The following is a 23,556-nucleotide window of genomic DNA, read 5'->3' as shown; positions in this document are numbered from 1 at the left end:
GGGATGGTGCTGGATGGGTGGCGTCCCGCTGTCGGGACGCGGTCCTACTTCAAGGCGCCCGTGCCGAGGCCGGTGCGCCAGTACCGCTGGAGCAGGAGGAAGGTGACGATCAGGGGGATGATCGACAGGAGCGCTCCGACGAGCACGAAGCTGCGGAGCTCGGGGAACTGGTTGATCGACGAGTTCCACGCGTAGAGCCCGAAGGTCACCGGGAACAGCTCCTCGCTGCGCAGCATGATGAGCGGCAGGAAGAAGTTGTTCCAGATCGCCACGAACTGGAAGAGGTACACGGTGACGAGCGCCGGGAACATCAGGCGGATGGAGACCGTGAAGAAGGTGCGCACCTCGCCGGCGCCGTCGAGGCGGCTCGCCTCGAGCAGTTCGTCGGGCACGGATGCCTCGGCGAACACCCGGGTGAGGTAGACGCCGAACGGGCTGACGACGCTCGGGAGGAAGACCGCCCAGAACGTGTTGGTCAGCTCCACTCGGCTGAACAGCAGGAAGAGCGGGAGGGCGAGGGCGGTGGCGGGCACGAGCACGCCGCCGAGCACGACGTTGAAGATCGTCTCGCGGCCCGGGAACCGGTACTTCGCGAGGGCGTAGCCGCACATCGCGGCGAGCAACGTGGCCACGAGCGCGCCGAGGCCGGCGTAGAGCACGCTGTTGAGCATCCACTTCAGGTAGACGCCGTCGCGATAGGCGAACAGCGCCGCCACGTTGTCGAAGAACGCGAAGTCGGCGAACCATAGGGGATTGGTGCCGAGGAAGTCGGCCCGGTCCTTCGTCGACGCGACGAGCAGCCACCAGATGGGGATGAGGAAGTAGAGCGTGAACACGCCCATGACGAGCATGGCTCCGGCGCGGGGCACGAACCGCTCCCGCGGCCCCCGTCCTGCGGGGGCGGCACCGCGGCCGCTGCGCCCGATGGGAGCTTCCGAGCCGATGCTGCCGTGCGCGGCATCCGTGTCGATCGCGGCGCTCATGCTTCGGCCTTCTTCCGGGTGATGCGCAGGAACGTGAACGAGAGGATGAACGTGGCCAGCGCAAGCACGACCGAGAAGGCCGCCGCGAGGTTGACGTTCGGGATCGAGGACGTCGCGTAGATGGTCATGTTCGGCGTGTACGTGCTCGTGACCGCCGAGCTGAACGAGCGGAACACCTGCGGTTCGGCGAGCAGCTGGAGGGTGCCGATGATCGAGAAGATGGCGGTGAGGATCAGCGCGGGGCGCACGAGCGGGATCTTGATCGACCAGGCGATGCGCCCCTGGCCGGCGCCGTCGAGTACCGCCGCCTCGTAGATCTCGGCCGGGATCGCGAGCAGCGACGAGTAGATGATGAGCATGTTGTAGCCGACGAACACCCACGTCACGACGTTCGCGATCGACCACAGCACCAGGTCGGCGCCGAGGAAGTCGACGTTGCGGGTCAGCTCCTGGAACGGGGAGAGGTTCGGGGAGAACAGGAAGCCCCACATGATCGCGGCGATGACGCCCGGCACCGCCTAGGGCACGAAGAACGCGAGGCGGAAGAACTTCTTGCCGCGCAGCAGCGGCGAGTCGAGCAGCAGCGCGAAGAGGAGCGCGAGGCCGAGCATGATGGGCACCTGCACCACGCCGAACGCGAGGACCCTGCCGACGGAGGTCCAGAACGGCTCGTTCTGGAAGACGAGCGCGTACTGGGTGAGCCCGCCGAACACCTCGGTGGCCTCGCCGAACGTGCCTTCGCGCTCGACGACGAGCAGCGACTGGTAGATCGCGTACCCGATGGGCACGACGTAGAACAGCAGGTACAAAAGCCCGAACGGGGCGACGAACGCGACGATGGCTCCGGGGTGCTGCACGCGTCGGCGCGCCCGCGGCGCGGGGGAGGGACCGGCCTCGGTCCTTGGGGCCGCGGCGGCGCCGGTGGCGGTGACGGGGGCGGTCATGCCGCTCCTTCCTCTCTGATGACGCGCACGGCTCCGGCGGGGACGGCGCACGATCCGGCGATGGCGTCGCCGGTCACGAGTTCCGTTCCGCGGGCGACGACGTCGATGTCGTCGGTGCCGTGGTTGATGATGAAGCGGTACGAGCGCTCGGCGCCGACCCGGCGCACGACCTCCACCGACGCGGATGCCGCGGGGTCGGCCTCGACGCCGGCACCTTCGAGCACGCGGCCGACGAGGTCGCGCAGGGCGTTCTTCTCGAGCAGCGTGCCGAGGTACCAGGCGTCACCGGCGTCGGTTCCGGATGCCGCGGCGCGGCGGGTGATCGCGGGTCGCCCGGCGGCGGGGCCGTCGGCGAACCGGTCTACGACCGCGGCATCCGTCGCCTCGATGCGTTCGCTCCAGAGCGACGCGGAGGCACCGGACTCCAGGCCCAGCGGCGTGCCGGGCAGCACCGGGGCGAACTCCTCGACCCGCACGCCGAGCAGGTCGCGCCACACGCCGGGGTAGCCGCCGGGACGGACCCGGTCGGATTCGTCGACGATGCCGCTGTAGAAGGTGACGAGCACGTGGGCGCCTGCGGCGACGGCGTCGTCGAGGGTGGCGGCCTCGGCGTCGCGCACCGAGTAGAGGCCGGGAACGACGACGAGCCGGTACCCGGTGAGGTCGGCACCGGGCGGCACGACGTCGACCGTGACGCCCAGGTCGCGCAGTGCGCCGTACAGGGCGTGCACCTGATCGAGGTACTCGATCTCGTGGGTCGGGCGGTTCTCGGCGTCGCTCGCCCACCACGACTCCCAGCTGAAGAGCAGGGCGACGTCGGCGACCACGCGAGCACCGGCGACCTCGTCGAGTCGACCGACGATCGTGCCGAGCTCGACGGACTCGCGCCACAGCGCAGACGCCGTGCCGGCGTGCGGCAGGAGCGCCGAGTGGAACTTCTCGGATCCCTGCAGGGAGGCACGCCACTGGAAGAAGCAGACGGCGTCGGCGCCGCGGGCGACGTGCGTCAGGGAGTCGCGCAGCATCTGCCCGGGTTCCTTGGCGGCGTTGACGGGCTGCCAGTTGACCGATCCGGTCGAGTGCTCCATCAGGAGCCACGGCTGGCCGCCGGCGAGCCCGCGGGTGAGGTCGGCGGCGAAGGCGAGTTCGGCGCGGGGATCGTCGAGGCGGTGGTCGAGGTAGTGGTCGTTCGCCACCACGTCCATCTCGGGCGCCCAGGTCCAGTAGTCGAGGTTCCGGATGTGCGCGGTGACCATGAAGTTCGTGGTGATCGGCCGCTCGCTGCGGCTGCGGATGATCGCCGCCTCCGAGCGGTAGTACCCGAGCAGCTCGTCGGAGGAGAACCGGTGGAAGTCGAGCACCTGGCCGGGGTTGCGCGTCGAGACCGTGAGGCGCGGCGTGGCGATCTCGTTCCAGTCGGTGTAGCGCTGGCTCCAGAAGCTCGTGCCCCAGGCCCGGTTGAGCTCGGCGATGGTACCGTAACGCCGCTCGAGCCAGTCGCGGAACGCGCGGGTGCTCGCATCGCAGTGGCACAGGGCGTTGTGGCATCCGAGCTCGTTCGACACGTGCCAGAGCGCGACGGCGGGGTGCTCGCCGTATCGTTCGGCCACCGCATCGACCAGCGCGAGGGCGGAGGCCCGGAAGACGGGGGAGCTGGGGCACCAGGCCTGCCGGCCGCCCGGATGCCGCGTGGTGCCGTCGGCCATCACCGGGAGGATCTCGGGGTGGCGCGCGGTCAGCCACGGCGGGGGCGATGCGGTGCCGGTGCCGAGGTTCACCCGGATGCCCGCCTCGTGGAGGAGCTCGATCACGATGTCGAGGTCGGTGAAGTCGAACGAGCCGTCGGGACCCTGCAGGCGGGACCAGCCGAAGATGTTCACGGCCACGAGGTCGACGCCGGCCTCCTGCATGAGCGCGACGTCCTCGCGCCAGGTCGAGGGATCCCACTGTTCGGGGTTGTAGTCGCAGCCGAAGGCGACGCCCTCGTGCTGGAAGCGGGGACGCGAGGCGTCGGCGATGGGCTGCGGCGCCATCGTGGCGAGGTGGTCCATGTGCGCTCCGTCGATCGTGCTCGTGCATCTGTGAACGTGCACAGATCCGACGGCGACAACTCCCCGGCGAATGTCTGTGAACGTACACACATTCGCATCGTGTCGCCCGGATGTCAACTCCTCGAGGGCGATACAGTGAGTCTCGTGTCCACCCCGTCGCACTCGCCGAGGCGCGCCACCGTGCACGACGTCGCCACGGAGGCCGGCGTCTCGCGCGGCACGGTCAGCCGGTACGTGAACGGCGAGCGGTACGTCTCCGCGCACGCGCGAGAGGCCATCGAAGCGGCCATCCGCAAGGTCGGATACACGCCGAACACGGCCGCCCGCAACCTCGTCATGCAGCGCACGCAGGCCATCGGGTTCATCGTGCATGAACCCCACTCGCTGTTCGTCGAGGATCCCAACATCGGCTCGATCCTGCTCGGCGCCAACACGACGCTCTCCGAGGCGGACCACCAGATGGTGTGCCTGATCGTCGACTCCGACCGCGACACCGACCGCGTCGCCCGCTACCTCGGCGGCGGCTTCGTCGACGGCGTGATCATCGTCTCGGCTCGTGAGAACGACCCGATCACCCGGGTCGTGGAGCGGCTCGCCCTGCCCGCGGTGTACGTGGGGCACCCGCCGGGGCTCGTCTCGGGTGCGTACATCGGGATCGACAACCGGGGTGCGGCGCGCGCCATCACCGAACGGCTCATGGGCACCGGCCGCCGTCGCATCGGGATGATCGCGGCCGCCCTCGACCGGGACTCCGGGGCCGACCGACTCGCCGGGTTCACCGACGCGCTCGGCGACCGGTTCGACGAGCGGATCGTGGAGCCGATCCCGTTCTACTCGTACTCCGAGGGGCGGGCCGCGATGCTCGCACTCCTCGAACGGGATCCGGCGATCGACGGCGTGTTCGCGGCATCCGACGCCGTCGCGGCCGGCGCGATGGAGGCGCTGCGCTCGACGGGGCGGAGCGTGCCCGAGGACACGGGCGTCGTCGGCTTCGACGACAGCGCGTGGGCCACCCGCACCCAGCCCGCGCTCTCGACCGTGCGGCAGCCCGCCGCCGTGCTCGGCAGCCGCGCGGCCGCCCTCGTGCTCGATCGCCTCCGCGGCGACGTCGACACGAGCGGCCTCCTGCTCGACACCGAGATCGTCTGGCGGGATTCGGCCTGACCCGGGTCAGTCGACCGCGCTGCCCAATCGGCGTCGATACGCGGCCGGCGGCTCACCGCATCGCTCGCGGAAGCGGGCGTAGAACTGGCTCTGCGAGCGGAAGCCCGACGCGAATCCCACCTCGGGCACCGGCATCGTCGTCGCGAGCAGCAGGTGCTGTGCGCGGGCGATGCGGCACTGCGTGAGGTACTCGCCGATCGTGATGCCGAGGGCGTCGCGGAAGACGGACATCGCGTACTGCGGATGCAGGTGCACCTGGCGCGCGACCTCCGCCACGCGCACCTCCTCGTGCGCGTGCTCCGAGATCCACGCGGCCATCGCCGCGGCCTGGGGGCGGATGCCTGTTCCGGATGCCGCGGCGTTCGCAGCGGCATCCGCCGACGCCGCTCGCGCCACGCGCCGCGCGAACGCCTCGATCTCGAGGGCGGCCGTGCGGCGCTCGTCGTCGTCGCCCGCCAGTTCCGCCTGCCACCCCGGGACGCGGTCGCCGAGGCCGAGCGCCCCGTCGTGGTCGAGGAGCGCCAACTCACCGGCGAGCATCCGCTCGACGAAGCGGCGCGAGAGCCCCCATCCCAGCACGCGGTCGAGCGGGACCGTGAGCCAGGTGACCACCTGGCTGCCGGTCGCGCTCACGAGCTGATGCGGCCTCGCCGCCCAGAACACCGCGAGCCGCCCGGCCGGGATCGAGAACGGCCGGCCGTCGACGAGGTACTCGAGGTCCACGGTGGCGAGGTTGAACTCGACGTCGTCGTGGCGATGGGCCACCGTCATCGGACCTGCCTCGCCCTGCCAGCAGGCGAGCCCGAAGGAAGACCTGAGCATTCCGGAATTCTCGCACGTCAGACCGGAAGAACCGCGTGATCCTCCGATCTAGCGTCGTTATCGACCACTTCACTTTGACGAAGGAGACCGCTCATGAGCCAGACCGTCCACGCCCGCCCGCCGCAGGCGGAACTCGTCGCGCCGCGCGCGTACCACCTCACTCCCGAGGAGATCGAGCAGTTCGATGCGCGGGGATACCTCGTGCTGCGCGGCCGCATCCCCGCGCCGCTGCTCGAACGCCTGCGAGCCGCGGCCGACGGGTGGATCGCCGACGGTCGCGCGCTCGACGAGCAGGACCCCGCGGCATCCGACTACCAATGGGCCACGCGGGGTGGGGAACGCCGCATGTTCCGCGTCGACTACCTGCACGGCAAGGGGCGTGCTGCGTCGCTGGAGCTGCTCGGGAGCCCGGCCGTGCTCGGCATCGCCGAGAGCCTGGCCGGACCGAATCTCGTGCCCACCTATGAATCGCTCGTCTTCAAGGACGAGGGCGACGGCGCCGCGATCGACTGGCATCAGGACGCCGTCCACCCGCGCACCCACCGCATCTTCAACGTCGACGTCTACCTCGACGCGTCCCGTGCCGGCGAGGGCGCGCTGCGCGTGGCGCCCGGCTCCCACCTCGCCCCGGTCGACGTCTGCCAGCTCCAGGAGGAGTACGGGTGGGATGCGCCGGGCGTGATCCAGGTGGAGCTCGAACCGGGCGATGTCCTCGTGCACGACGTGATGGTCGTGCACGGGTCGGAGGCCGTGACCGGCAACCGGCTGCGCCGCACGATCTACTACGAGTTCCGCGCCGCCGAGCAGATCGCGGACGAGGGCCCGTGGGACGCCGAGTGGGTCGACCGGCGACTGCGGCTGCTGCCCGTGGCGCTGGGGGAGCACGAACGAGCGAATCCCGATGCGCCGCAGTTCACGTGGAACGTCGCCCCCGAGCTCGCGCCCGTGGTGGGCGACGATCACGACGAGGAACTCCGCATCGCGCACCTCGTGCACAGCCCCGGCTCCTACTGCAGCGCGGGGAGCGTGCCGTTCGCCGCGACGACCTGAGCATCCGCCCGGGGTCGCCGTGGCGAACGGCGGGCGCTCACTCAGCGCCGATATCGACCCGCAGCTGCTCGAACCCGCCGGTCGACCACCAGCTCGTCGCGCGGTCACGCGCGAGGGTCGTGCGGAACTGCGGCGCGGTCTCGAAGGTCGTGCCCCAGGCCGTCGTCGCCGAGGAGGCGACGAGCGCGGTGGCCAGGTCGCTGAGGGAGCCCGAGTTGCCCGGACCGTCGATCGAGTCCCAGACGTCGGCGGCCTCCGCGGGTCCGGCACCGGTTCCCGGCGCTGTGATCCGCTCCGCGCCGGGGATGGCCGTGCCGCGCGCGAAGTCGAACGCGTCGCCTGCGACGAGCCGGGTCCAGCGCACGTCGCGTGCGGTCTGTCCGCGCACGTCGCGGGGGTCGACGTCGATCACGGATGCGCCGGCCTCGCCGATCACCTGTCCGATGCGCGTGGAGCGGTCGTAGGCGAGGGCGGTCGTCTCGTCGACGCCGAGGATCCGGCGATGGTGCGTGTCGTCCGCGAGCCGGATCATGCGGGCCTGTCGGCCCCACGTGCCGAAGTGGCTGTCGAGCAGCGCCTCCTGGAAGAAGCCGAAGCCGCCGAACGGCAGCGATGCGAGCGCCGTCGGGTCGTCGAGGTACCCCGGCGAGCCGCCGTCCCGCCACGCCTGGTAGGACTCTCCGCCGGTCACCATGTCGGCGCCCTGCTGGATCGTCAGGCCGGCGCTGACCCCGGCGACGACGCCGTCGGCGCCCAGCACATCCCGGACGGCGCCGAGCACGGGCGTGTCGGCACACCGGCCGTAGGCCTCGTCGACCGGTGCTCCCGAGCAGTCGAGCAGGGTGCGGACGTACCGCATCTGGTCGCCCCCGCCGAGGAACACGCCCGTGGACTGCCGGACCTGGTCGGCGACGTCGGCACGGTCGGCATTGCCCGGCACGTAGGTGTCTCCGTCGAAGTCCACCGCCTCGTCGACGGGCACCACATAGGTCTCGGCTCCATACCGCCCGAACAGCTCGGCGTAGTAGAGGCCGTTGGCCTGGGCGTTGTTCTCGGCGGAATCGGATCCCTCAGCAGCGCTCTCCGCGGGCGCCGCCGCCGCCGTGATGATCGCGATGCGGGCAGCGGCCGGCCCGGTGCCGTCGGGATCGGCGAGCTCCACGATCTTGGAGAGGATGGCTTCGTCCTCCGAGAGGTTCCCGCCGATCAGCACGAGCGAGCCCGCGCGCGGGTCGGCGCCGTGTGCGCGCGGTCCGCCGGGAGCGGCGTGCGCCGGCACCGCGACGGCGACGAGGCCGACGGCCAACGTCGAGGCGAGAATGGGGGCAAGCATGCGATTCATGTCACTCCTTCGTGCCCGCCGGATGCGGGGATGGCCGCGACGCTACATTACAGAAACGGAAATCACTAGCATTTCTGTAACGGATGTTACATACTCGACCGCAAGCACACCCCACCTCCACGAACCGCACGAAGGGCATGTCATGTCGCGTTCCCCACTTCCCTCCGCAGGTCGCCTCACCGCGGCTCTCACGCTGGTCTCCGCAACGGCGCTGCTCGCCACGGGATGCACCGCCGCACCCGCCGAGGGTGAGCCCGCGGCATCCGAGCCGGTGAAGATCGCCGGCATCGAGATCACCGTCGACGACGACGCCGCGGCACTGCTGCCGCCCGAGATCGCGGACGCCGGCTCGGTCAAGGTGGCGACCGACGCCCCGTACGCGCCCTTCGAGATGTTCACCGAGGAGGGGTCCGATGAGCTGACCGGGGTCGACGTCGACCTCGGCCGCGCGATCGGCGCCAAGCTCGGCGTCGACTTCGAGTTCGAGCAGCAGGCGTTCGACGGCATCATCCCGGCACTCCAGGCCGGCAACTTCGACGCCACCATCACCGCCATGACCTCGAGCGTCGAGCGGATGGAGGTGCTCACCTTCGTCGACTACTCCGCGTCGGGCACCGGCATCCTCACCGCGGCCGGCAACCCTGAGGGCATCGAGGGCTTCCTCGACCTCTGCGGTGCCGACGTCGCCGTGCAGGCGGCGACGAGCCAGGTCGACCTGGTCAACGACGTCTGGCAGGGCGAATGCGAGGCGAACGGACTGGAGCCCATCGCGCTGTCGGAGTTCCCGTCCGACGCGGACGCCCAGCTCGCCATCACGAGCGGCAAGGCGATCGCCTCGCTGCTCACCAAGCCGAGCGCCGGATACGTGGCGAAGACGACCAACGACGGCAAGACGTTCGAGGTCGTCGAGGACCCCGAGGCCCCGAACGGCTACGACGCCACGCTGAACGGCATCGGCGTGCTCAAGGACGACTCGGCGTTCGCCGAGGCGATCCAGGCCGCGCTCCAGTCGCTCATGGACGACGGCACCTACGAGGCCATCCTCGACCAGTACGGCGTCACCGGCATCGGCATCGACGAAGCCACCATCAACGGCGCCGCCTCCTCGTGACCATCCCGGTCGCGACCGAACCGAAAGCACCACCCATGACCGCAACGAAGCCGTCAGCCCTGACGGCGCCCGAGGGACCGCGCGGCTCCTCGGGCGCCGCCCGCCCCCGCCCCGTGGAGGCCGTGCCCGTCCGGCATCCGGGCCGCTGGATCGCCGCAGTGCTCGTCCTCGTGATCGGCATCGCGACCCTGTCGTCGATCCTCCAGAACCCGAACCTCGACCTCCCGACGGTGGGGGAGTACCTCTTCAAGCCCCTCACGCTCAGCGGCGTCGTCATCACCCTCTGGCTCACCGCGGCATCCATGGTGGTGGGCGTCATCGGCGGCATCGTGGTCGCCGTCATGCGCCTCTCGCCGAACCCGGTGCTCTCGATCGCCGCCGCCCTCTTCATCTGGGTCTTCCGCGGCACACCGCTGCTGCTCCAGCTCATCTTCTGGGGCTTCATCGGCGCCTTCATCCCGAAGGTCGTCATCGGCGTGCCGTTGACCTCGGTGGAGTTCTGGTCGTTCACGACGAGCGACCTCATTCCGGCCACCGTGGCCGCGCTGCTCGCGCTCGGGCTCAACGAGATGGCCTACGCCGCGGAGATCGTGCGCGCGGGGATCCAGTCCGTGGATCCCGGCCAGACGGAAGCCGCCCACTCGCTGGGCATGTCCCCGTTGAAGACCCTGCGGCGGATCGTGCTCCCGCAGGCGATGCGCGTGATCATCCCGCCCATGGGCAACGAGACGATCACGATGCTCAAGAGCACCTCGCTCGTCGCCATCGTCGCCGGTGACGACCTGATGTCGAACATCCGCGAGGCGTACACCCAGAACTACAAGATCATCCCGCTGCTCATCGTCGCCGCGATCTGGTACCTGGCGCTCACCTCGATCCTCTCGATTCCCCAGATGTGGCTGGAGCGCCGCTACGGCCGCGGCTTCACCGGCGTGCGCCCCACGCTGGGGTCACGGGTCTCCACGTTCACCCAGAGCCTCACCCTGCCCGCGCGCGCCTCGAAGAAGGAGTCCGCCTCATGACCGCCGCCGCCCCACACGCCGCACCTCCTGCCGACGCCGCCGATCTCACCGCCGGCCCCATGGTCGAGGCCGTCGAGGTGCACAAGCGCTTCGGCAGCCTCGAGGTGCTGCAGGGCATCACGATGTCGGTCGAGCGCGGCCAGGTCGTGTGCCTGCTCGGCCCCTCGGGCTCGGGGAAGTCCACGTTCCTGCGCTGCATCAACCACCTGGAGCAGATCGACGCAGGCGTGATCCGCGTCGCCGGTGAGACGGTCGGCTACCGGGAGAAGGACGGCCGACTCTTCGAGCTGCGCGAGAAGGAGGTCGCCACCCAGCGCCGCAAGGTCGGCATGGTGTTCCAGCGGTTCAACCTGTTCCCCCACATGACCGCCCTCGAGAACGTGATGGAGGCACCGACCCAGGTGCTGGGGCGTTCGAGGGCCCAGTCGCGTGAAGACGGCGTTCGCCTGCTCGAACAGGTCGGGCTCGGCGACAAGGCCGGAACGTATCCGGCGCAGCTCTCGGGCGGCCAGCAGCAGCGGGTGGCCATCGCGCGAGCGCTCGCCATGGACCCCCAGGTCATGCTGTTCGACGAGCCGACGTCTGCGCTGGACCCCGAGCTCGTCGGCGACGTGCTCGACGTCATGCGCGGGCTCGCGGAGCGGGGCATGACCATGATCGTGGTGACCCACGAGATCGGGTTCGCCCGGGAGGTCGCCGACGTGGCGGTCTTCATGGACGGCGGGGTGGTCGTCGAGCAGGGCGATCCGCGGCAGGTGCTCGTCGAGCCGGCCGAGGAGCGCACCCGGTCATTCCTATCGAAGGTGCTCTGAGTGCCGCTCGATCTCTCGGGACCGGTCGGGCTTCGCACCGCCCTCCCGTCCGAATCGCCGACCTGGGTCGCGTCCCTTCGTGCCGCCGTCGAGGGAGCGGTCGCCGGCTACCGCACCGACCTCGCCGAACTCGTCTCGATCGACTCCGGCAGCGCCGACGTCGACGGCGTGAATCGCGTCGCCGACTGGTGCGCGAGCCGCCTGGCCGCCGACGGGCTCGCCGTCTCCCGCACGGCCACCGACCCCGTCGGCGGTGTCCGCCGCGGCGACGTCGTCGTGGCCCGTCGGCGTGGGACCGGCACGGCCACGGTGCTCCTCTTCGGGCACATGGACACGGTCTTCGCCGTCGGCGAGGCGGCACGTCGGCCGTATCGGGAGTCGGCCGGGCGGGCCTACGGACCGGGAGTCAGCGACGACAAGGGCGGGCTCCTGGCCGGCCTCGCCGCCGCCCGAGCCCTCGACGCCTGCGGGTGGCGCGGCTACGGCGAGCTCATCATCGCGCTCACCCCCGATGAGGAGGTCGGATCGCCCGCGAGCCGAGCGCAGCTCGCGGCGTTGGCCGGCGAGGCGGATGTCGCGCTGTCACTCGAGTGCGCGAGGGAGAACGGCGACCTCGTGTCGGCGAGGAAGGGCATCGCCGACGTGCGCCTGGAGGTCAGGGGCCGAGCGGCGCACTCCGGCATCGAGCCCGAGCGCGGCGCGAACGCAGCGGCGGAGGCCGCACACCTCGTGCTCGACCTGCTCGCCCTCAACGCGAGCCGCCCCGGCGTCACGGTGAACGTCGGCAACGTCTCGGCCGGGAGCCGCCCGAACATCGTCCCCGACGCGGCCGAGCTCCTCGTCGAGGTCCGCGCGCGAACCCTCGACGACCTCGAGGCGGTGCTCGACGCCATCGACGAGCGGGCGTCGGCCGTCAAGGTGGCGGGCACCAGCGTCCGCGCCGTCCGACAGGACGTCTGCCCGCCCCTGGAGGCCGCATCGACCGCCCCGGTCGTCGCCGCGGCTGCCGATGTCGCGGAGCGGCTGGGCTTCCGCGTGCAGGCCGGTCCGACCGGCGGCGCGTCCGATGCCAACTTCGTGGCTGCCGTGGGCGTGCCGACCCTCGACGGGCTCGGGCCGATCGGCGGCGACGACCACGCCGCGACGGAATGGCTCGACCTCGACAGCGTGCCCGAGCGGGTCGCGCTCCTCGCCGCGCTCATCGCCGACCTCGCGCACCGCCCGCCACTACGCTGTGACGTGATCTCGTGAGGGGAGCCGACGATGGCGAGTGAACCGGCGCCGGTCACGTCCGTGGCCGAGGCGATCCGTTCGCGCATGGGCGAGCTCTCGCCCGCCGAGCGGAAGGTCGGTCGGGCGCTTCTCAACGGCTACCCCTCCGCTGGGTTCGAGACGGTGGCGCGGCTGGCCTCCCGGGCCGGGGTGAGCGGGCCCACCGTGGTGCGATTCGCGACGAGGCTCGGCTACCGCGGATTCCCCGAGTTCCAGCAGGCGCTCAGGGACGACCTCGACCAGCGTTCGGCCTCACCGCTCGCGATCTACGACCGCGGGGTCGAGCACCCCTCGCCGGCGGAGCCGGCGGATCCCGCCGCCATCGCCGTGTCTTCCGTGGAGCGCACGTTCGCCACGGTGCCGCCCCACGACATCCAGGCGTGCGCGGAGGCGCTCGCAGATCCGCGAGCGCAGATCCGGCTCGCCGGCGGCCGCTACAGCCAGCTCCTCGCGCGGTTCCTCGAGCTGCACCTGCGCTCGATGCGCCCCGGCGCCGCGATGCTCCCCGACGAGACGAGCAGCCGGGCGGCGGAGATGGGCACCCTGACCCGTCGCGACGTGCTCGTGCTCTTCGACTTCCGTCGCTACGAGGAGCCGACCCGGGCGCTGGCCGAGTTCGCCGCCGCGAAGCGGACGCGGGTGGTGCTCTTCACCGACACCTGGATGTCACCGATCGCCTCCGTGGCGACGGTGGTGCTCCCGAGCGCCACGGACTCGTCGTCGCCATTCGATGCGATGACGCCGGCGATGGCCCTCGTCGAAGCGGTGATCGCCTCGTGCTTCGAGCGGCTCGGCGAGTCGGCGACCGAACGGATGCGCCACACCGAACGCGACGCACACGCACTCGGGTTGGTGTGAGGCACGGGTTGCGGCGAATGCGCTCATGCACATTCAACCAACACTCCTGACCCGAGATTGCCCGAGGGACCCGAGCTGATTGCACACGGCTGAAGGACTGAGTACACCTGCCAGCCAAGGAAGCCCTGACGCCGTCAAGCCCCGACCGCCCTACTCTGAAATCCTGCCTCATCGAGAATTCTTGTCCCGTATCGCGGCCTCTCCCGAACGGAATGTGCACGGGCGGGTTCGTCTGGTTTGGGATGTGACGGTGAGGCCGCCCGTTGGCGTCGCAGTTCCGGCTTGGCAAAGGTGGTGGGGTCGCTCGGCCCATTCTCCGCTCGGTCTCGGGAGCGTGAATGCTTGTTCGAGCTCGAAAGCGTATGGCCTGCCTTGATCGGGCGCTACTCCCGGGCGGGCCACCCGGGAATATCCGCTGGCAGGTTGTTCCCGGGGAGCTCGCCTGGAGCGCGTGAGGCGGTGGAGAACCGATCATCGGGCGGTGGCTCTCCGGAGTTGAGCGGCGAGTCAGCCGGCGGTTGCGCTCGAGCTTGCAACCTTTGGGCGAACCGGCGATCGGACGAGGTCGTCCTGGTCGGCTTGCCCTACTTGAGTTGAAGCAGCTCTCGCAAGACCTGTTCGAGGTCGTTGACGAGGGTGATGTGGCCCGCGTCGTAGAGGAGATGGGGGACCGCGCCGGGAACGTTCGATGCCAGCCATTCACCGTGGGCGAAGGGGACCGTCGCGTCCTTGCCACCCGCCCAGATGGCAACGGGCACATCGATGCTGTCCAGGTCGAATCCCCACGGGGCCACCAGGGCCAACCCGTCGTCGCGGGCGCCGACGACGCCTTGCGCGCCGGCGCGGTGCATCATTTCGGTCAACCATTGGGCCAGGCCCCGCGTGAACGCGGGGTCATCAGACGGGGTCAGCAAGGCAGCCAAGCCAGCGGCGACATCGCCCACTCCGGCGGAGGTCATCGGCAGGAAATACGTTTCCTGGAACGCGCCGTAAGCTTCCGGTCCCTCCAGTGCCGCGGTGAACTCGAGGACGTTGCCCGGTCCCATTCCGGCCATCCAGTCCAGGCCCACGGCGTCGTGCGGGGCAAGACTGGCGAGCGTCGCCGCGGCTCGGCATCTCGTCGGCAGCATGGCCGCGCATGCCAGGGCGCGCGGCCCACCGCCGGACCAACCAACGACGACGAACTCGTCGATCCGCAACTCGTCCGCAATGGCGACGATGTCCGGAACGTCGTCCACGATGCGAGGCCACTGATCCTGCACCGGTCGAGGCGAGGAGCCGCCGTACCCTGGCCGGGACCATGTCACCAGCCGAAGGTCGAGCTTCGTCGCGAGGTCGTCCAGTGGCGGGTAGTCGGCGACCGCCGACGGGCTTCCCGGGATCCACAGCCATGGGTAGCCGGTCGGGTCACCGGCCGTCAGCACTTCGAGCTCGCGACCGTCGGTCGTGGTCACGGTATGTCGAACACTGCCCATGCGATCCTCATCGGTCATCGATTCGAGCCTTGCAGCTCGCATCAGAGTATCGAGAACCACGCTTCGAACGTCAGGCCTGTGACCGGAAGCCGATCCCCTTTTGCTGCCAGTCGTCGGCCAGTTCGTTGGCGTCCCGACACATCGTGGCTCGGCTCAGTTCGCTTGGCTGCACTCGCTCGTGGACCGCATGGTGATCTGTGCCTGCCCATCATGGCCGCTCGCGGTGATGTTGGTCACGATAAGGTCCCGGCCGACAATGCGGATACCGAGGTTCTCCCGGGTATCGAGTGTCTTGACTCGCACTACCCAGCCGTCCGTTTGATGAAACGCCTCACTGAGTTTCGCCGCCCAGCTCACCCGATCGAGTTTGGGGTCGACAGAGACGACGCGCCGAATCTTCGCTTGGTCGCCGCGTTCCTCAGCTGGACACGCCTGCTGGGTCACCTCTTCTGCACGATCGAGCACGCTGCCCGCCGGCAATGTGCGTTCGACTTGATCGAGAATGCCAGTGACTTTCGCAGTCGCCGCTTCGACCGTCGCTGGCTGGGGGTCGGGCATGAAAAGGGTCGCGACCCAGACGGCGATGACGAGCATGCCGACTCCGACAGCCAACAGGATCGTCGCTTTCAAAGGACTCAATCGCGATCGCGGTGGCATCAAGCGATGCTATCGACTGGTCAAGCATCACATCGTGCCGCAAGTGGATCGCCCACCGGACGCCCGCAAGCCGATCCGTCTGCGGGCGTTCGATCTCCGACCCCTTGCAGACGTGGCGTTCTCGTTCTCGTGGTCCGGTGCTGTTGAGGCACTAGCGAGCGGTCAGTTGCCGTCGGGGGTGGGCATCAAGACGTACACGATCTCTTCGACGATGCGCCCCACGCCCGGCGCGAAGCCCGAATCGCGCGAGACCTCGGTGAATCCGCACTTCTCGAGCACATGACGTGACGCGTCGTTGTGCACGGCGACCCGCGCGCGCAGAGGCCGCACCGGCTCCGGCCAGAGCAGCAGCTGCAGCGCCTCAGTGGCAACGCCGCGGCCCCAGGCGTGCCGGGCGATCCAGTACGTGACTTCGCGGTCGGTCTCGACGTTGAAGGTCGCGGCGGTGCCGGCGAAGCCGCCGCGCTCGGTCACGACGAACTGCAGCACACCCTCGAGCGCGCGATTCCGCGCGATCCAGGCGTTGAATGCGTCGCGGTCATCGGGATCGGCGGCCGTGAAGGCTGCCATCCGGACCGCCTCCGGATCCCGCATCATCTCGAACACCGCATCGAGATCGTCGTCATTCAGAGCCCGCAGCTCGATTCGGCCCACCGCCCCACGGTATCGATGCGGCGCGGATCGGTCCACGCCGTGCAGTTGCAAATGCACTGCCTCGGCACGGGCGCCGTGATCGTGATCTGAACCAATCACGTGATCGTGGTCTGAACCAACCAACGGTATCCGAACGTGCGAATCGGCCGAAATGCCGGTTCCTCCCTTGGCCGTACTACAACCACGAGGGCTGAGCCGAAGCGGTCGGCAGGTCAGCACGGGTCGACTTGTCCGAGACCGTGACGACCATCGGGTCGCGCCGAAGGACGACTGGCCGTACCCGCTCCCGATTTCGCGCGCGCAGCTCGACGCCGGCCGCAAAGGGCCGGATGACTGGTCGCCGTGGTCATCTCAACGGCGCGTTCTCGAGCTGGCTGGTTCCAATCGGTGAGTGGGTGCTCGGCTTGGCGATCGCGATCGGCGGCATCGTCGCCAATCCGAGCACGAGGATGACGGCAGCCACGAACGCCAACACCAGTCCGACGGCCTTCTGGTCGCTCACCATGCCGGGGCTGAGGGGCGCCTGCGTTGCGGGTCGTCTCATGGGTTCGTCTCCGTTCGCAGTGGTCTCGCGTGTGGGGGCACAGGCTGGGCGACCTCGGGGAATGACCCGCTCGGGTGGGCGGGCGCTGGTCGGGTCCAGCCTGCGGCCGGGCGTTCCCCACTCCCGGCACGTTCCGTTGTACGTGGCGGACCGCTGCGGACCAACCCCTTGACACTTCTCGCCACATGACTCACCTCGGCACTCTTGGCGACCGTCGACCCCCGCGTCAGCGCGCGTCAACGAGAACGGCGGCGTCGTGGAGATCCTGGGAGCGAGCGAACGCGTGGGCGCGAGCTTCGGTCGAACACGCCATGAACGCGGTCGAACACCCCATGAACGGGGGATTGACCGGGTCATTTCGGCACAACAGACTTTGGGCCTTGGCGGCGTACCCGAGCGCCGCTATTCCCGGAGGTTCTCATGCGCGCTTCCAGCGGCATTTCGACGAGACGAGTTCGTATTCGCGAGGGCCGCACGCGCGGCTGGCTCGCCGTGATCGCATCGGGGGCGGTGGTCGCGGCCATGCTCAGTGGCATGCCGGCCTTCGCTTCGACCGTCACGACCGCGACGTTCACCGGGGGTGCCGGCACCGTCTCGTCGGGCGGCACGCTGTATGCGAAGCAGGGTGGTGCGCTGACGCTCACAGTCATCACGAGCAGCGACACCAAGTGCGTGGATGTCGCCGGCGCGTTCACCGCGCACGAGCAATCTGCCGGGGCCAAGACGAACTGGACCTTCACGACGACGGCCGGTGCGGGCGACGGTGCCCAGGGCGTGACCGTGTTCGCCTCGCCCAACGTGAACGCCCAAGGGAAATGCACGGGCCAAACCAATTCGTTGCAGGCATCGTTCACCCTCGACAACACGGGGCCAGTACTGACCGCGTCCCTTGCGCCTGCCGCCAACGCCGCCGGGTGGAACAAGGCCAACGTCGGTATCACGTGGTCGGCAACGGATGCCGGTTCGGGGATCGGCGCCGGCCCCACCCCCGCCACGGACAACGTGAACTCGAACACGGCGGGCGTCACGAAGAACGCCACGGCAAGCGACCGACTGGGCAACAGCGGCGCCGGCGCGGTGGTCGTCAAGCTCGACAAGATGAACCCGACCATCACGGGAAGCGCCGCTCCAGCGGCGAACGCGGCGGGTTGGAACAACTCCAATGTCACGGTCTCGCTCACCTGCGCGGACGCGCTCTCCGGGATCAAGTCCTGCACCGGTGGCGGCACGGTAGTGCTCTCGACCGAGGGAGCGAACCAGTCGGTGTCCGGAACAGCAGTGGACAATGCAGACAACTCTGCGAGTGCCGGTGTCTCAGGCATCAGCATCGACAAGACGGCGCCGACCCTCACGGGCACGCCGACCACCTCGGCCAACGGCAACGGCTGGTACAAGGGCGATGTCGCGATCGGATGGTCCGGGGTCGACGCACTGTCCGGGATCAACCCGTCGACGCAGCCCGCGAATGGCCTCATCACCGGTGAGGGCAGCGCATTGACCGCAAGCGCGTCGATCGCGGACAAGGCCGGGAACACGAGGACGGCGTCGAGTGTGCCGGTGAATGTCGACCGGACGGCTCCGGTGACGGGAGTGAGCGGGTCCTCGAACAGTTGGACGAACGGCAGTGTGACGTTGGCGTTGTCGCCGTCCGACAATCTGTCGGGCGTCGGGTCGACGTCGTATGCGATCGATGGCGGAGCGGTGCAGAGCGGGACGAGCGTGATCCTGTCGAGCGAGGGCGATCACTCGGTCTCATTCTTCAGCACCGATCGGGCGGGCAACGTGGAGGCCACGCAAACGGCCCACGTGAAGATCGACAAGACGGCCCCGACGATCGGTCACTCGTTCACGCCGCTGACGTACTCGGAGGGTGCGTGGTCGAACCAGGGCGTGACGGTCACGTTCGCGTGTGCCGACGCCGGTTCCGGTGTCGCGTCGTGCACGGCACCCGTGACGCAGTCGTCTGAGGGTCTTTCTCAGCAGGTGACGGGCACCGCGACCGACAATGCGGGGAACTCCGCGTCGGACACGGCCGTGGTGAGCATCGACAAGACTGCGCCGACGATCTCGGCTTCGGCTGATCGGGGGCCCAACGGCGCCGGTTGGTATCGGGATGCCGTGACGGTGAGTTTCTCGGCGAACGATGCGCTCTCGGGCTTGGCCTCCGCGTCGGGTGCCCAGATCGTCGGCGAGGGTGCGAACCAGTCGGTGACTGGCACCGCGACGGATGCGGCTGGGAACAGCGCGAGCGCCGGGGTGTCGGGGATCAACGTCGACACGACGGCTCCGGTCCTCGCTGCGGTGTTCTCACCTGGTTGGCATGCCGATGATGTGACGGTGCTCTGGTCATGCACGGATGCGCTGTCCGGGGTTGCAGCGGGGCCGGCGGATGACACGGTCACGGGTGAGGGCGGCAACCTGGCGTCGTCGGCCACATGCACGGACGTCGCCGGGAACACAGCAAGCACGACGGTGGACGGCATCCAGATCGACCGCACCGCACCGACCACCACCGCGACGCTTCCCGACCCGCTCCCGAGCGGTTGGTACGCCGCGGCAGTCCCGGTCGCGCTGACCGGACACGACACGCTCTCCGGCGTGGCGGCGACGTATTACCGGATCGACGGGGCCGCGGCCCAGCTCTACACCGGCGCCTTCTCATTCACCCAGAAGGGCACGCACACCATCGCGTTCTGGAGCACGGATGTCGCGGGCAACAGCGAAGACGCGAGCGTCAACAGCGTCACGCTCAAGATCGACGACGTCCCGCCGGTCACGACGATGACCAACCCGATCTCGCCGGCCAGCGGCTGGTTCGTCATGAGCGGCATCCCGGTCGCGTTCGACGCTGACGATGCCGAGTCGGGCATTTCGGCGACCTACTACGAGATCGACGGTGGCGGAACCCAGACGTACGGCGTGCCGTTCACCGCGGAGCTCGCCACAGGGAGCCACTCCATCACCTACTGGAGCGTCGACCTCGCCGGCAACGCGGAGGCGAAGCGGACGACCATCGTGAACGTCGACGATGTCGCCCCATTCATCGTCGGCGTGGCGTCTCCGGCGGCGAACGGTTTCGGCTGGAACAACACGGACGTCGACGTGACCTTCACGTGCACCGACGCCGAGTCAGGAGTCGCCGGTTGCGGTCCCGATGGAACGCTCAGCAGCGAGGGCGGCGACCAGCAGGTCCAGGGCGACACCAAGGACGTCGCCGGCAATGTGAATTCGACGATCGTCGACCACATCAATATCGACAAGACCGCGCCGACGCTCGTCGGCGCCGCGACCGTCGATGCCAACGGCGCCGGCTGGTACAACGGCGATGTCACGATCGAGTGGACGGGGAACGACGCACTCTCGGGCATCGACCCGTCGACGCAACCGGCCGATAGCACGATCAGCGGCGAGGGCACCGACCTGGGTGCCTCAGCCGGCATCCTCGACAAGGCGGGGAACAAGGCGACGGCATCGGTGAACGGAATCAACATCGACCGCACCGCGCCGCACATCGACGGCGGTCCGACGACGACTCCGAATGCCGCCGGCTGGTACCGCGACCAGGTCGTGCTGGACTTCACCTGCACGGATGCACTGTCAGGGGTGGCATCCTGCCCGACCAGCGCGGTGATCTCCGGCGACGGAGCTGGCCAGGCCATCACCAGCGACCCGGCCAGCGACAAGGCGGGCAACCTCAGCGCCGGCAGGACCGTCGGCGGCATCAACATCGACGGATCAGCCCCGAGCACGACAGCCAACAACCAGTGCACCAAGACGAACGGCTGGTGCACGGGCGCGACGGCCAATGTCGTGCTGGCGGCCACTGACCAGGCCGGTCTGTCGGGGGTCAAGGAGATCCACTACAGGATCGACGGCGGCGCCGAGCAGGTGGCAGCAGGTGCAGCCAAGACGGTCAGTGTCCCGCTCGACGGAAGCGGTATCGGCACCGTGCACTACTGGGCGGTCGATATCGCGGGCAACACCGAGGCCTCGAACGCTGTCGCCCTCAAGTGGGACAACATCGCCCCGATGGTCACCCACACGCTGTCACCCGTGCCCAACGCGAACGACTGGAACAGGAGCGACGTCACGGTCACCTTCGGTGCCAAGGACGACGATGCCGGATCCGGCGTTGCCGACGTTACTGCCCCCGTGACGGTCTCCACCGAGACCGACGGACAGGTCTTGGTCGGATCGGCCACCGATACCGCAGGCAACGTGGGAACCGACGCGGTCACCATCAGACTCGACAAGACGGCGCCGACCATCAGCGGTGCTGTCATCAGTGGCACGCTGGGTGGCAACGGTTGGTATGTGGGGCCGGTCACGGTGCACTTCACCTGCTCCGATGGCCGCTCTGGAGTGGCCACCTGCCCCGATGATGTGATCCTCACCGCCAACGGTGCGAACGCTGCAAGCGGCACCGCGACCGACAAAGCCGGCAACACGGCAGTCACCGCGGTTTCCGGAATCAACATCGACACCGAGGCGCCCACCATCGCCGTGGTCAACGTCGCCGGCGGCACCTACACGCTCGGCGCCGTACCTGCAGCAAGCTGCACGGCCGGCGATGGCTTCTCCGGCCTTGCGGGATCGTGCGTGGTCACGATCTCCGGAGGAACTCCCAACGGGGTCGGTACCTTCACGTACACCGCGAGGGCGACGGACACGGCCGGGAACACGGCGACGACGACGGGGAGCTACCGGGTGATCTACCGGTTCGACGGATTCCTGCAGCCGATCAACGACACCGCGCACCAGGTCGGCACCTCGACGAGCGTCTTCAAGGGCGGGAGCACGATTCCGGTCAAGCTCCAGCTCATGAACGCGAGCGGCACGCTCGTACAGACGAATGTCGCACCGGCATGGCTGACTCCGGCCAAGGGCGCCTCCATGAACCTGCCCGTCGACGAGTCGCTCTACTCGGTGGCCGCCGACAGCGGCAGCACGTATCGAGTGGAGGGCTCCCAGTACAGCTACAACTGGAAGACCGCGTCGGGCGGCAACTACTATCGCATCGGCGTTCGTCTGGACGACGGGCAGACTTACTACGTCAACATCGGCTTGCGATAGCGGCCTGCGGGGGACGCCCGTCTGCGGGAGCAGCGGACGGGCACGTCCAGCCGTATCGAGGGGATCTGGCGGGCGACCTTGCTTGGTCGAGGTCGAGCGAGGTCGAGAGTTGTCGTAGACTGGCTACATCGCACGCAGCCCGATCGAGAGATTACGAGCTGATCGGTGATATCGCGAGGAGTGACTGCCGCACGGGAGTCAGCGTCGCGGGGTGGAGCAGTTCGGTAGCTCGCTGGGCTCATAACCCAGAGGTCGTAGGTTCAAATCCTGCCCCCGCAACCGAAACAGAAGATCCCGGTCTCGAACAGAGGCCGGGATCTTCTGCATTTCCAGGGCGTCCCGATCCCGGGGTCAGCCCGCCGAGGCATCCGTGCGGTTGGCTGTCGGCGCACCCAGCCGATAGAACAGGAAGGGGATCGCCGAGAGCAGGCAGCTGGCCGCGGGCACGAGGGTGATCGCCACGAAGACCGTCTGCTGCATCTCGGGCGTGACCGTCACGCCGGCCTCGTACCCCGCCATCACCACGAACGCCCCGAACACGAGCACGGCCAGCGCGTTCATGATCTTCGTGGCGAAGGTGAGGCTGGCGAAGGAGATGCCGTCGTTGCGAACCCCGAGTCGGCGCTCCGTGTCGTCGACGGAGTCGGCGATCATCGTCGCCTGCGTGACGAGGAAGATGCCGAGGGTGAGTCCGGTGAGGAAGATGAACACCAGGATGGCGGCGAGGTTCGCGAACCCGACGAGGTACATGGCGACGTAGAGCACGGCGGCGACGAGCGAACTGCCCACGATGAGCGTGCGCCCCGAGATGCGGCGCAGCAGGAGCGGCGTCGCGAAGGACGAGACGACCATGCCCAGGATGATCGCGGCTCCGACGAGGGTGAAGGTGCCCTCGTTCCCGTACGCGATCACCACGAAGACCGCACCGCCCGCCTGGACGATGAACCGTCCGAAGCCGAGCACGGAACCGAGCAGCACCATGAGCAACGGCGTGTTCCGGAACAGCGCGGTCACGAGCTGACGCAGGGAGAGCCCCGTCGAGGCGGCCGCGGTCCGTCGCTCCCGGGTGAAGAAGAAGGCGAGCAGGAAGACGCCCATGCCGAGGAACGACGTGATGAACACGGCCAGCGACCATCCACTGCTCGTCGTCTCGGGCCCGAAGCTCAGCAGGCGCGCCACCCACGGCATCCCGAGCGTCGCGACTCCGAGCGCGATGGCTCCGAAGGCGCGGACGTTTCCGATCACTCGCGTGCGCTCCGCCGGGTCGGCGAAGGCAGAACCGATGAGACCCCAGAACGGCACGTCGCACACCGTGTACGCGAGGCTCCACAGCACGTAGCAGACCCCGAAGTACACGAGCTTGAGCGGCTCGGCCGTATCGGGCACGGTGAAGAGGAGCCCCGAGAGCAACGCGACGGGCGCGGCGGAGAACAGGATGTACGGCCGGAGCTTGCCCCACCGGGTGCGGGTCATGTCGATGATGCTGCCCATGACCGGGTCGAGGATCGCGTCGACGACCTTCGAGACGGTGATGATGATCGTGACCACCGCGAGGCCCGCGGTGCTGATCCCCGCATACTGCAGCAGGTACACGAGGATGAACGTCGACACCGTGGTGAGCACGATGTTCTGGCCGAATCCCGCCGTGATCACGGCGATCCGCTGCCGCCTCGGAGGGACGACGCCCTCGGTCGCGTCCTGGTTCGCCGTTGCCGTCACCGC

General features: G+C 69.0%; 19 protein-coding genes, 1 tRNA gene and 3 pseudogenes. 11 read left to right on the top strand and 12 right to left on the bottom strand.

Features of this window, described 5'->3' with window-relative positions; translation table 11 throughout:
• Positions 1-44: 44 nt before the first annotated feature.
• The 3 genes and pseudogenes from AC1DZA_RS08025 to AC1DZA_RS08015 all read right to left on the bottom strand — a co-directional run bounded on the left by AC1DZA_RS08025 (position 45) and on the right by AC1DZA_RS08015 (position 3,978).
• Entirely contained in the window at positions 45-983 is a 939-nt protein-coding gene (locus tag AC1DZA_RS08025; RefSeq protein WP_476772337.1) for a carbohydrate ABC transporter permease, read from the bottom strand.
• Positions 980-1,927: pseudogene (locus tag AC1DZA_RS08020) on the bottom strand (carbohydrate ABC transporter permease). Before AC1DZA_RS08020 ends, AC1DZA_RS08025 begins: the two are co-directional and overlap by 4 nt.
• The gene (locus AC1DZA_RS08015) at positions 1,924-3,978 is read right to left on the bottom strand and encodes a beta-galactosidase (RefSeq protein ID WP_476772336.1); all 2,055 of its coding nucleotides are present in this window, start codon (positions 3,976-3,978) and stop codon (positions 1,924-1,926) included. The pseudogene AC1DZA_RS08020 and the gene AC1DZA_RS08015 overlap by 4 nt, the downstream one beginning before the upstream one ends.
• 144 nt (positions 3,979-4,122) lie before the next feature.
• On the opposite strand from AC1DZA_RS08015, the gene AC1DZA_RS08010 reads away from it, so the two are divergent.
• The gene (locus AC1DZA_RS08010; protein ID WP_476772335.1) at positions 4,123-5,142 is read left to right on the top strand and encodes a LacI family DNA-binding transcriptional regulator; all 1,020 of its coding nucleotides are present in this window, start codon (positions 4,123-4,125) and stop codon (positions 5,140-5,142) included.
• Between the two features lie 6 nt (positions 5,143-5,148).
• On the opposite strand, the gene AC1DZA_RS08005 is transcribed toward AC1DZA_RS08010, so the two are convergent.
• A complete protein-coding gene (locus tag AC1DZA_RS08005; protein ID WP_476772334.1) occupies positions 5,149-5,964 on the bottom strand; it encodes a helix-turn-helix domain-containing protein in 816 nt (271 codons plus the stop codon).
• A gap of 93 nt (positions 5,965-6,057) precedes the next feature.
• Between AC1DZA_RS08005 and AC1DZA_RS08000 the strand changes: the two genes are divergently transcribed.
• Positions 6,058-7,014 carry a phytanoyl-CoA dioxygenase family protein gene (locus AC1DZA_RS08000; protein WP_476772333.1) on the top strand — a complete coding sequence of 319 codons (957 nt, stop codon included), beginning with the start codon at positions 6,058-6,060 and terminating at the stop codon, positions 7,012-7,014.
• Between the two features lie 37 nt (positions 7,015-7,051).
• Here the strand turns inward: AC1DZA_RS08000 and AC1DZA_RS07995 are convergent, their stop codons facing one another.
• Positions 7,052-8,347, bottom strand: a complete 1,296-nt coding sequence (locus AC1DZA_RS07995) for a cyanophycinase (RefSeq protein WP_476772332.1) — start codon at positions 8,345-8,347, stop codon at positions 7,052-7,054.
• A gap of 151 nt (positions 8,348-8,498) precedes the next feature.
• Here AC1DZA_RS07995 and AC1DZA_RS07990 point away from each other — a divergent pair, with 151 nt between their 5' ends.
• Genes AC1DZA_RS07990 through AC1DZA_RS07970 form a run of 5 tightly spaced genes read left to right on the top strand, consistent with a single transcriptional unit; the run spans position 8,499 to position 13,431 of the window.
• Entirely contained in the window at positions 8,499-9,467 is a 969-nt protein-coding gene (locus tag AC1DZA_RS07990; protein WP_476772331.1) for an ABC transporter substrate-binding protein, read from the top strand.
• A gap of 35 nt (positions 9,468-9,502) precedes the next feature.
• On the top strand, positions 9,503-10,489 hold the full coding sequence (locus tag AC1DZA_RS07985; RefSeq protein WP_476772330.1) for an amino acid ABC transporter permease: 987 nt from the start codon (positions 9,503-9,505) through the stop codon (positions 10,487-10,489).
• Positions 10,486-11,301, top strand: a complete 816-nt coding sequence (locus AC1DZA_RS07980; RefSeq protein ID WP_476772329.1) for an amino acid ABC transporter ATP-binding protein — start codon at positions 10,486-10,488, stop codon at positions 11,299-11,301. The genes AC1DZA_RS07985 and AC1DZA_RS07980 overlap by 4 nt, the downstream gene beginning before the upstream one ends.
• Positions 11,302-12,552, top strand: coding sequence for a M20/M25/M40 family metallo-hydrolase (locus AC1DZA_RS07975; protein WP_476772328.1), 1,251 nt, complete (start codon positions 11,302-11,304; stop codon positions 12,550-12,552).
• A gap of 12 nt (positions 12,553-12,564) precedes the next feature.
• Entirely contained in the window at positions 12,565-13,431 is an 867-nt protein-coding gene (locus AC1DZA_RS07970; RefSeq protein WP_476772327.1) for a MurR/RpiR family transcriptional regulator, read from the top strand.
• 584 nt (positions 13,432-14,015) lie between these two features.
• Here AC1DZA_RS07970 and AC1DZA_RS07965 read toward each other — a convergent pair.
• The 5 genes from AC1DZA_RS07965 to AC1DZA_RS07945 all read right to left on the bottom strand — a co-directional run bounded on the left by AC1DZA_RS07965 (position 14,016) and on the right by AC1DZA_RS07945 (position 18,416).
• Positions 14,016-14,924, bottom strand: a complete 909-nt coding sequence (locus AC1DZA_RS07965) for an alpha/beta fold hydrolase (RefSeq protein WP_476772326.1) — start codon at positions 14,922-14,924, stop codon at positions 14,016-14,018.
• 135 nt (positions 14,925-15,059) lie between these two features.
• The gene (locus tag AC1DZA_RS07960) at positions 15,060-15,563 is read right to left on the bottom strand and encodes a hypothetical protein (protein WP_476772325.1); all 504 of its coding nucleotides are present in this window, start codon (positions 15,561-15,563) and stop codon (positions 15,060-15,062) included.
• A 162-nt stretch (positions 15,564-15,725) separates the two neighbouring features.
• A complete protein-coding gene (locus AC1DZA_RS07955) occupies positions 15,726-16,217 on the bottom strand; it encodes a GNAT family N-acetyltransferase (protein WP_476772324.1) in 492 nt (163 codons plus the stop codon).
• Between the two features lie 346 nt (positions 16,218-16,563).
• Positions 16,564-16,761, bottom strand: a complete 198-nt coding sequence (locus AC1DZA_RS07950; protein ID WP_476772323.1) for a hypothetical protein — start codon at positions 16,759-16,761, stop codon at positions 16,564-16,566.
• A 353-nt stretch (positions 16,762-17,114) separates the two neighbouring features.
• A complete protein-coding gene (locus AC1DZA_RS07945) occupies positions 17,115-18,416 on the bottom strand; it encodes a hypothetical protein (protein ID WP_476772361.1) in 1,302 nt (433 codons plus the stop codon).
• On the opposite strand from AC1DZA_RS07945, the pseudogene AC1DZA_RS07940 reads away from it, so the two are divergent.
• A pseudogene (locus tag AC1DZA_RS07940) lies at positions 18,319-18,516 on the top strand (hypothetical protein); the annotation flags it as partial. The gene AC1DZA_RS07945 and the pseudogene AC1DZA_RS07940 overlap by 98 nt on opposite strands.
• 221 nt (positions 18,517-18,737) lie before the next feature.
• Here AC1DZA_RS07940 and AC1DZA_RS07935 read toward each other — a convergent pair.
• Complete coding sequence (locus tag AC1DZA_RS07935; protein WP_476772360.1) at positions 18,738-19,271, bottom strand: hypothetical protein; 534 nt, start codon at positions 19,269-19,271, stop codon at positions 18,738-18,740.
• Between AC1DZA_RS07935 and AC1DZA_RS07930 the strand changes: the two are divergent.
• The 3 genes and pseudogenes from AC1DZA_RS07930 to AC1DZA_RS07920 all read left to right on the top strand — a co-directional run.
• Positions 19,234-19,773: pseudogene (locus AC1DZA_RS07930) on the top strand (OmpL47-type beta-barrel domain-containing protein); the annotation flags it as partial. The gene AC1DZA_RS07935 and the pseudogene AC1DZA_RS07930 sit on opposite strands and share 38 nt — an antisense overlap.
• Positions 19,774-19,776: 3 nt before the next feature.
• Complete coding sequence (locus AC1DZA_RS07925) at positions 19,777-21,834, top strand: PxKF domain-containing protein (protein ID WP_476772359.1); 2,058 nt, start codon at positions 19,777-19,779, stop codon at positions 21,832-21,834.
• Between the two features lie 205 nt (positions 21,835-22,039).
• A tRNA-Met gene (locus AC1DZA_RS07920) sits at positions 22,040-22,113 on the top strand.
• A 72-nt stretch (positions 22,114-22,185) separates the two neighbouring features.
• Here the strand turns inward: AC1DZA_RS07920 and AC1DZA_RS07915 are convergent.
• Complete coding sequence (locus AC1DZA_RS07915; RefSeq protein WP_476772322.1) at positions 22,186-23,553, bottom strand: MFS transporter; 1,368 nt, start codon at positions 23,551-23,553, stop codon at positions 22,186-22,188.
• Positions 23,554-23,556: the final 3 nt, after the last annotated feature.

This window comes from Agromyces sp. P2_B3 (assembly GCF_056404815.1).
This window is presented reverse-complemented; position numbering and strand designations above follow the sequence as displayed.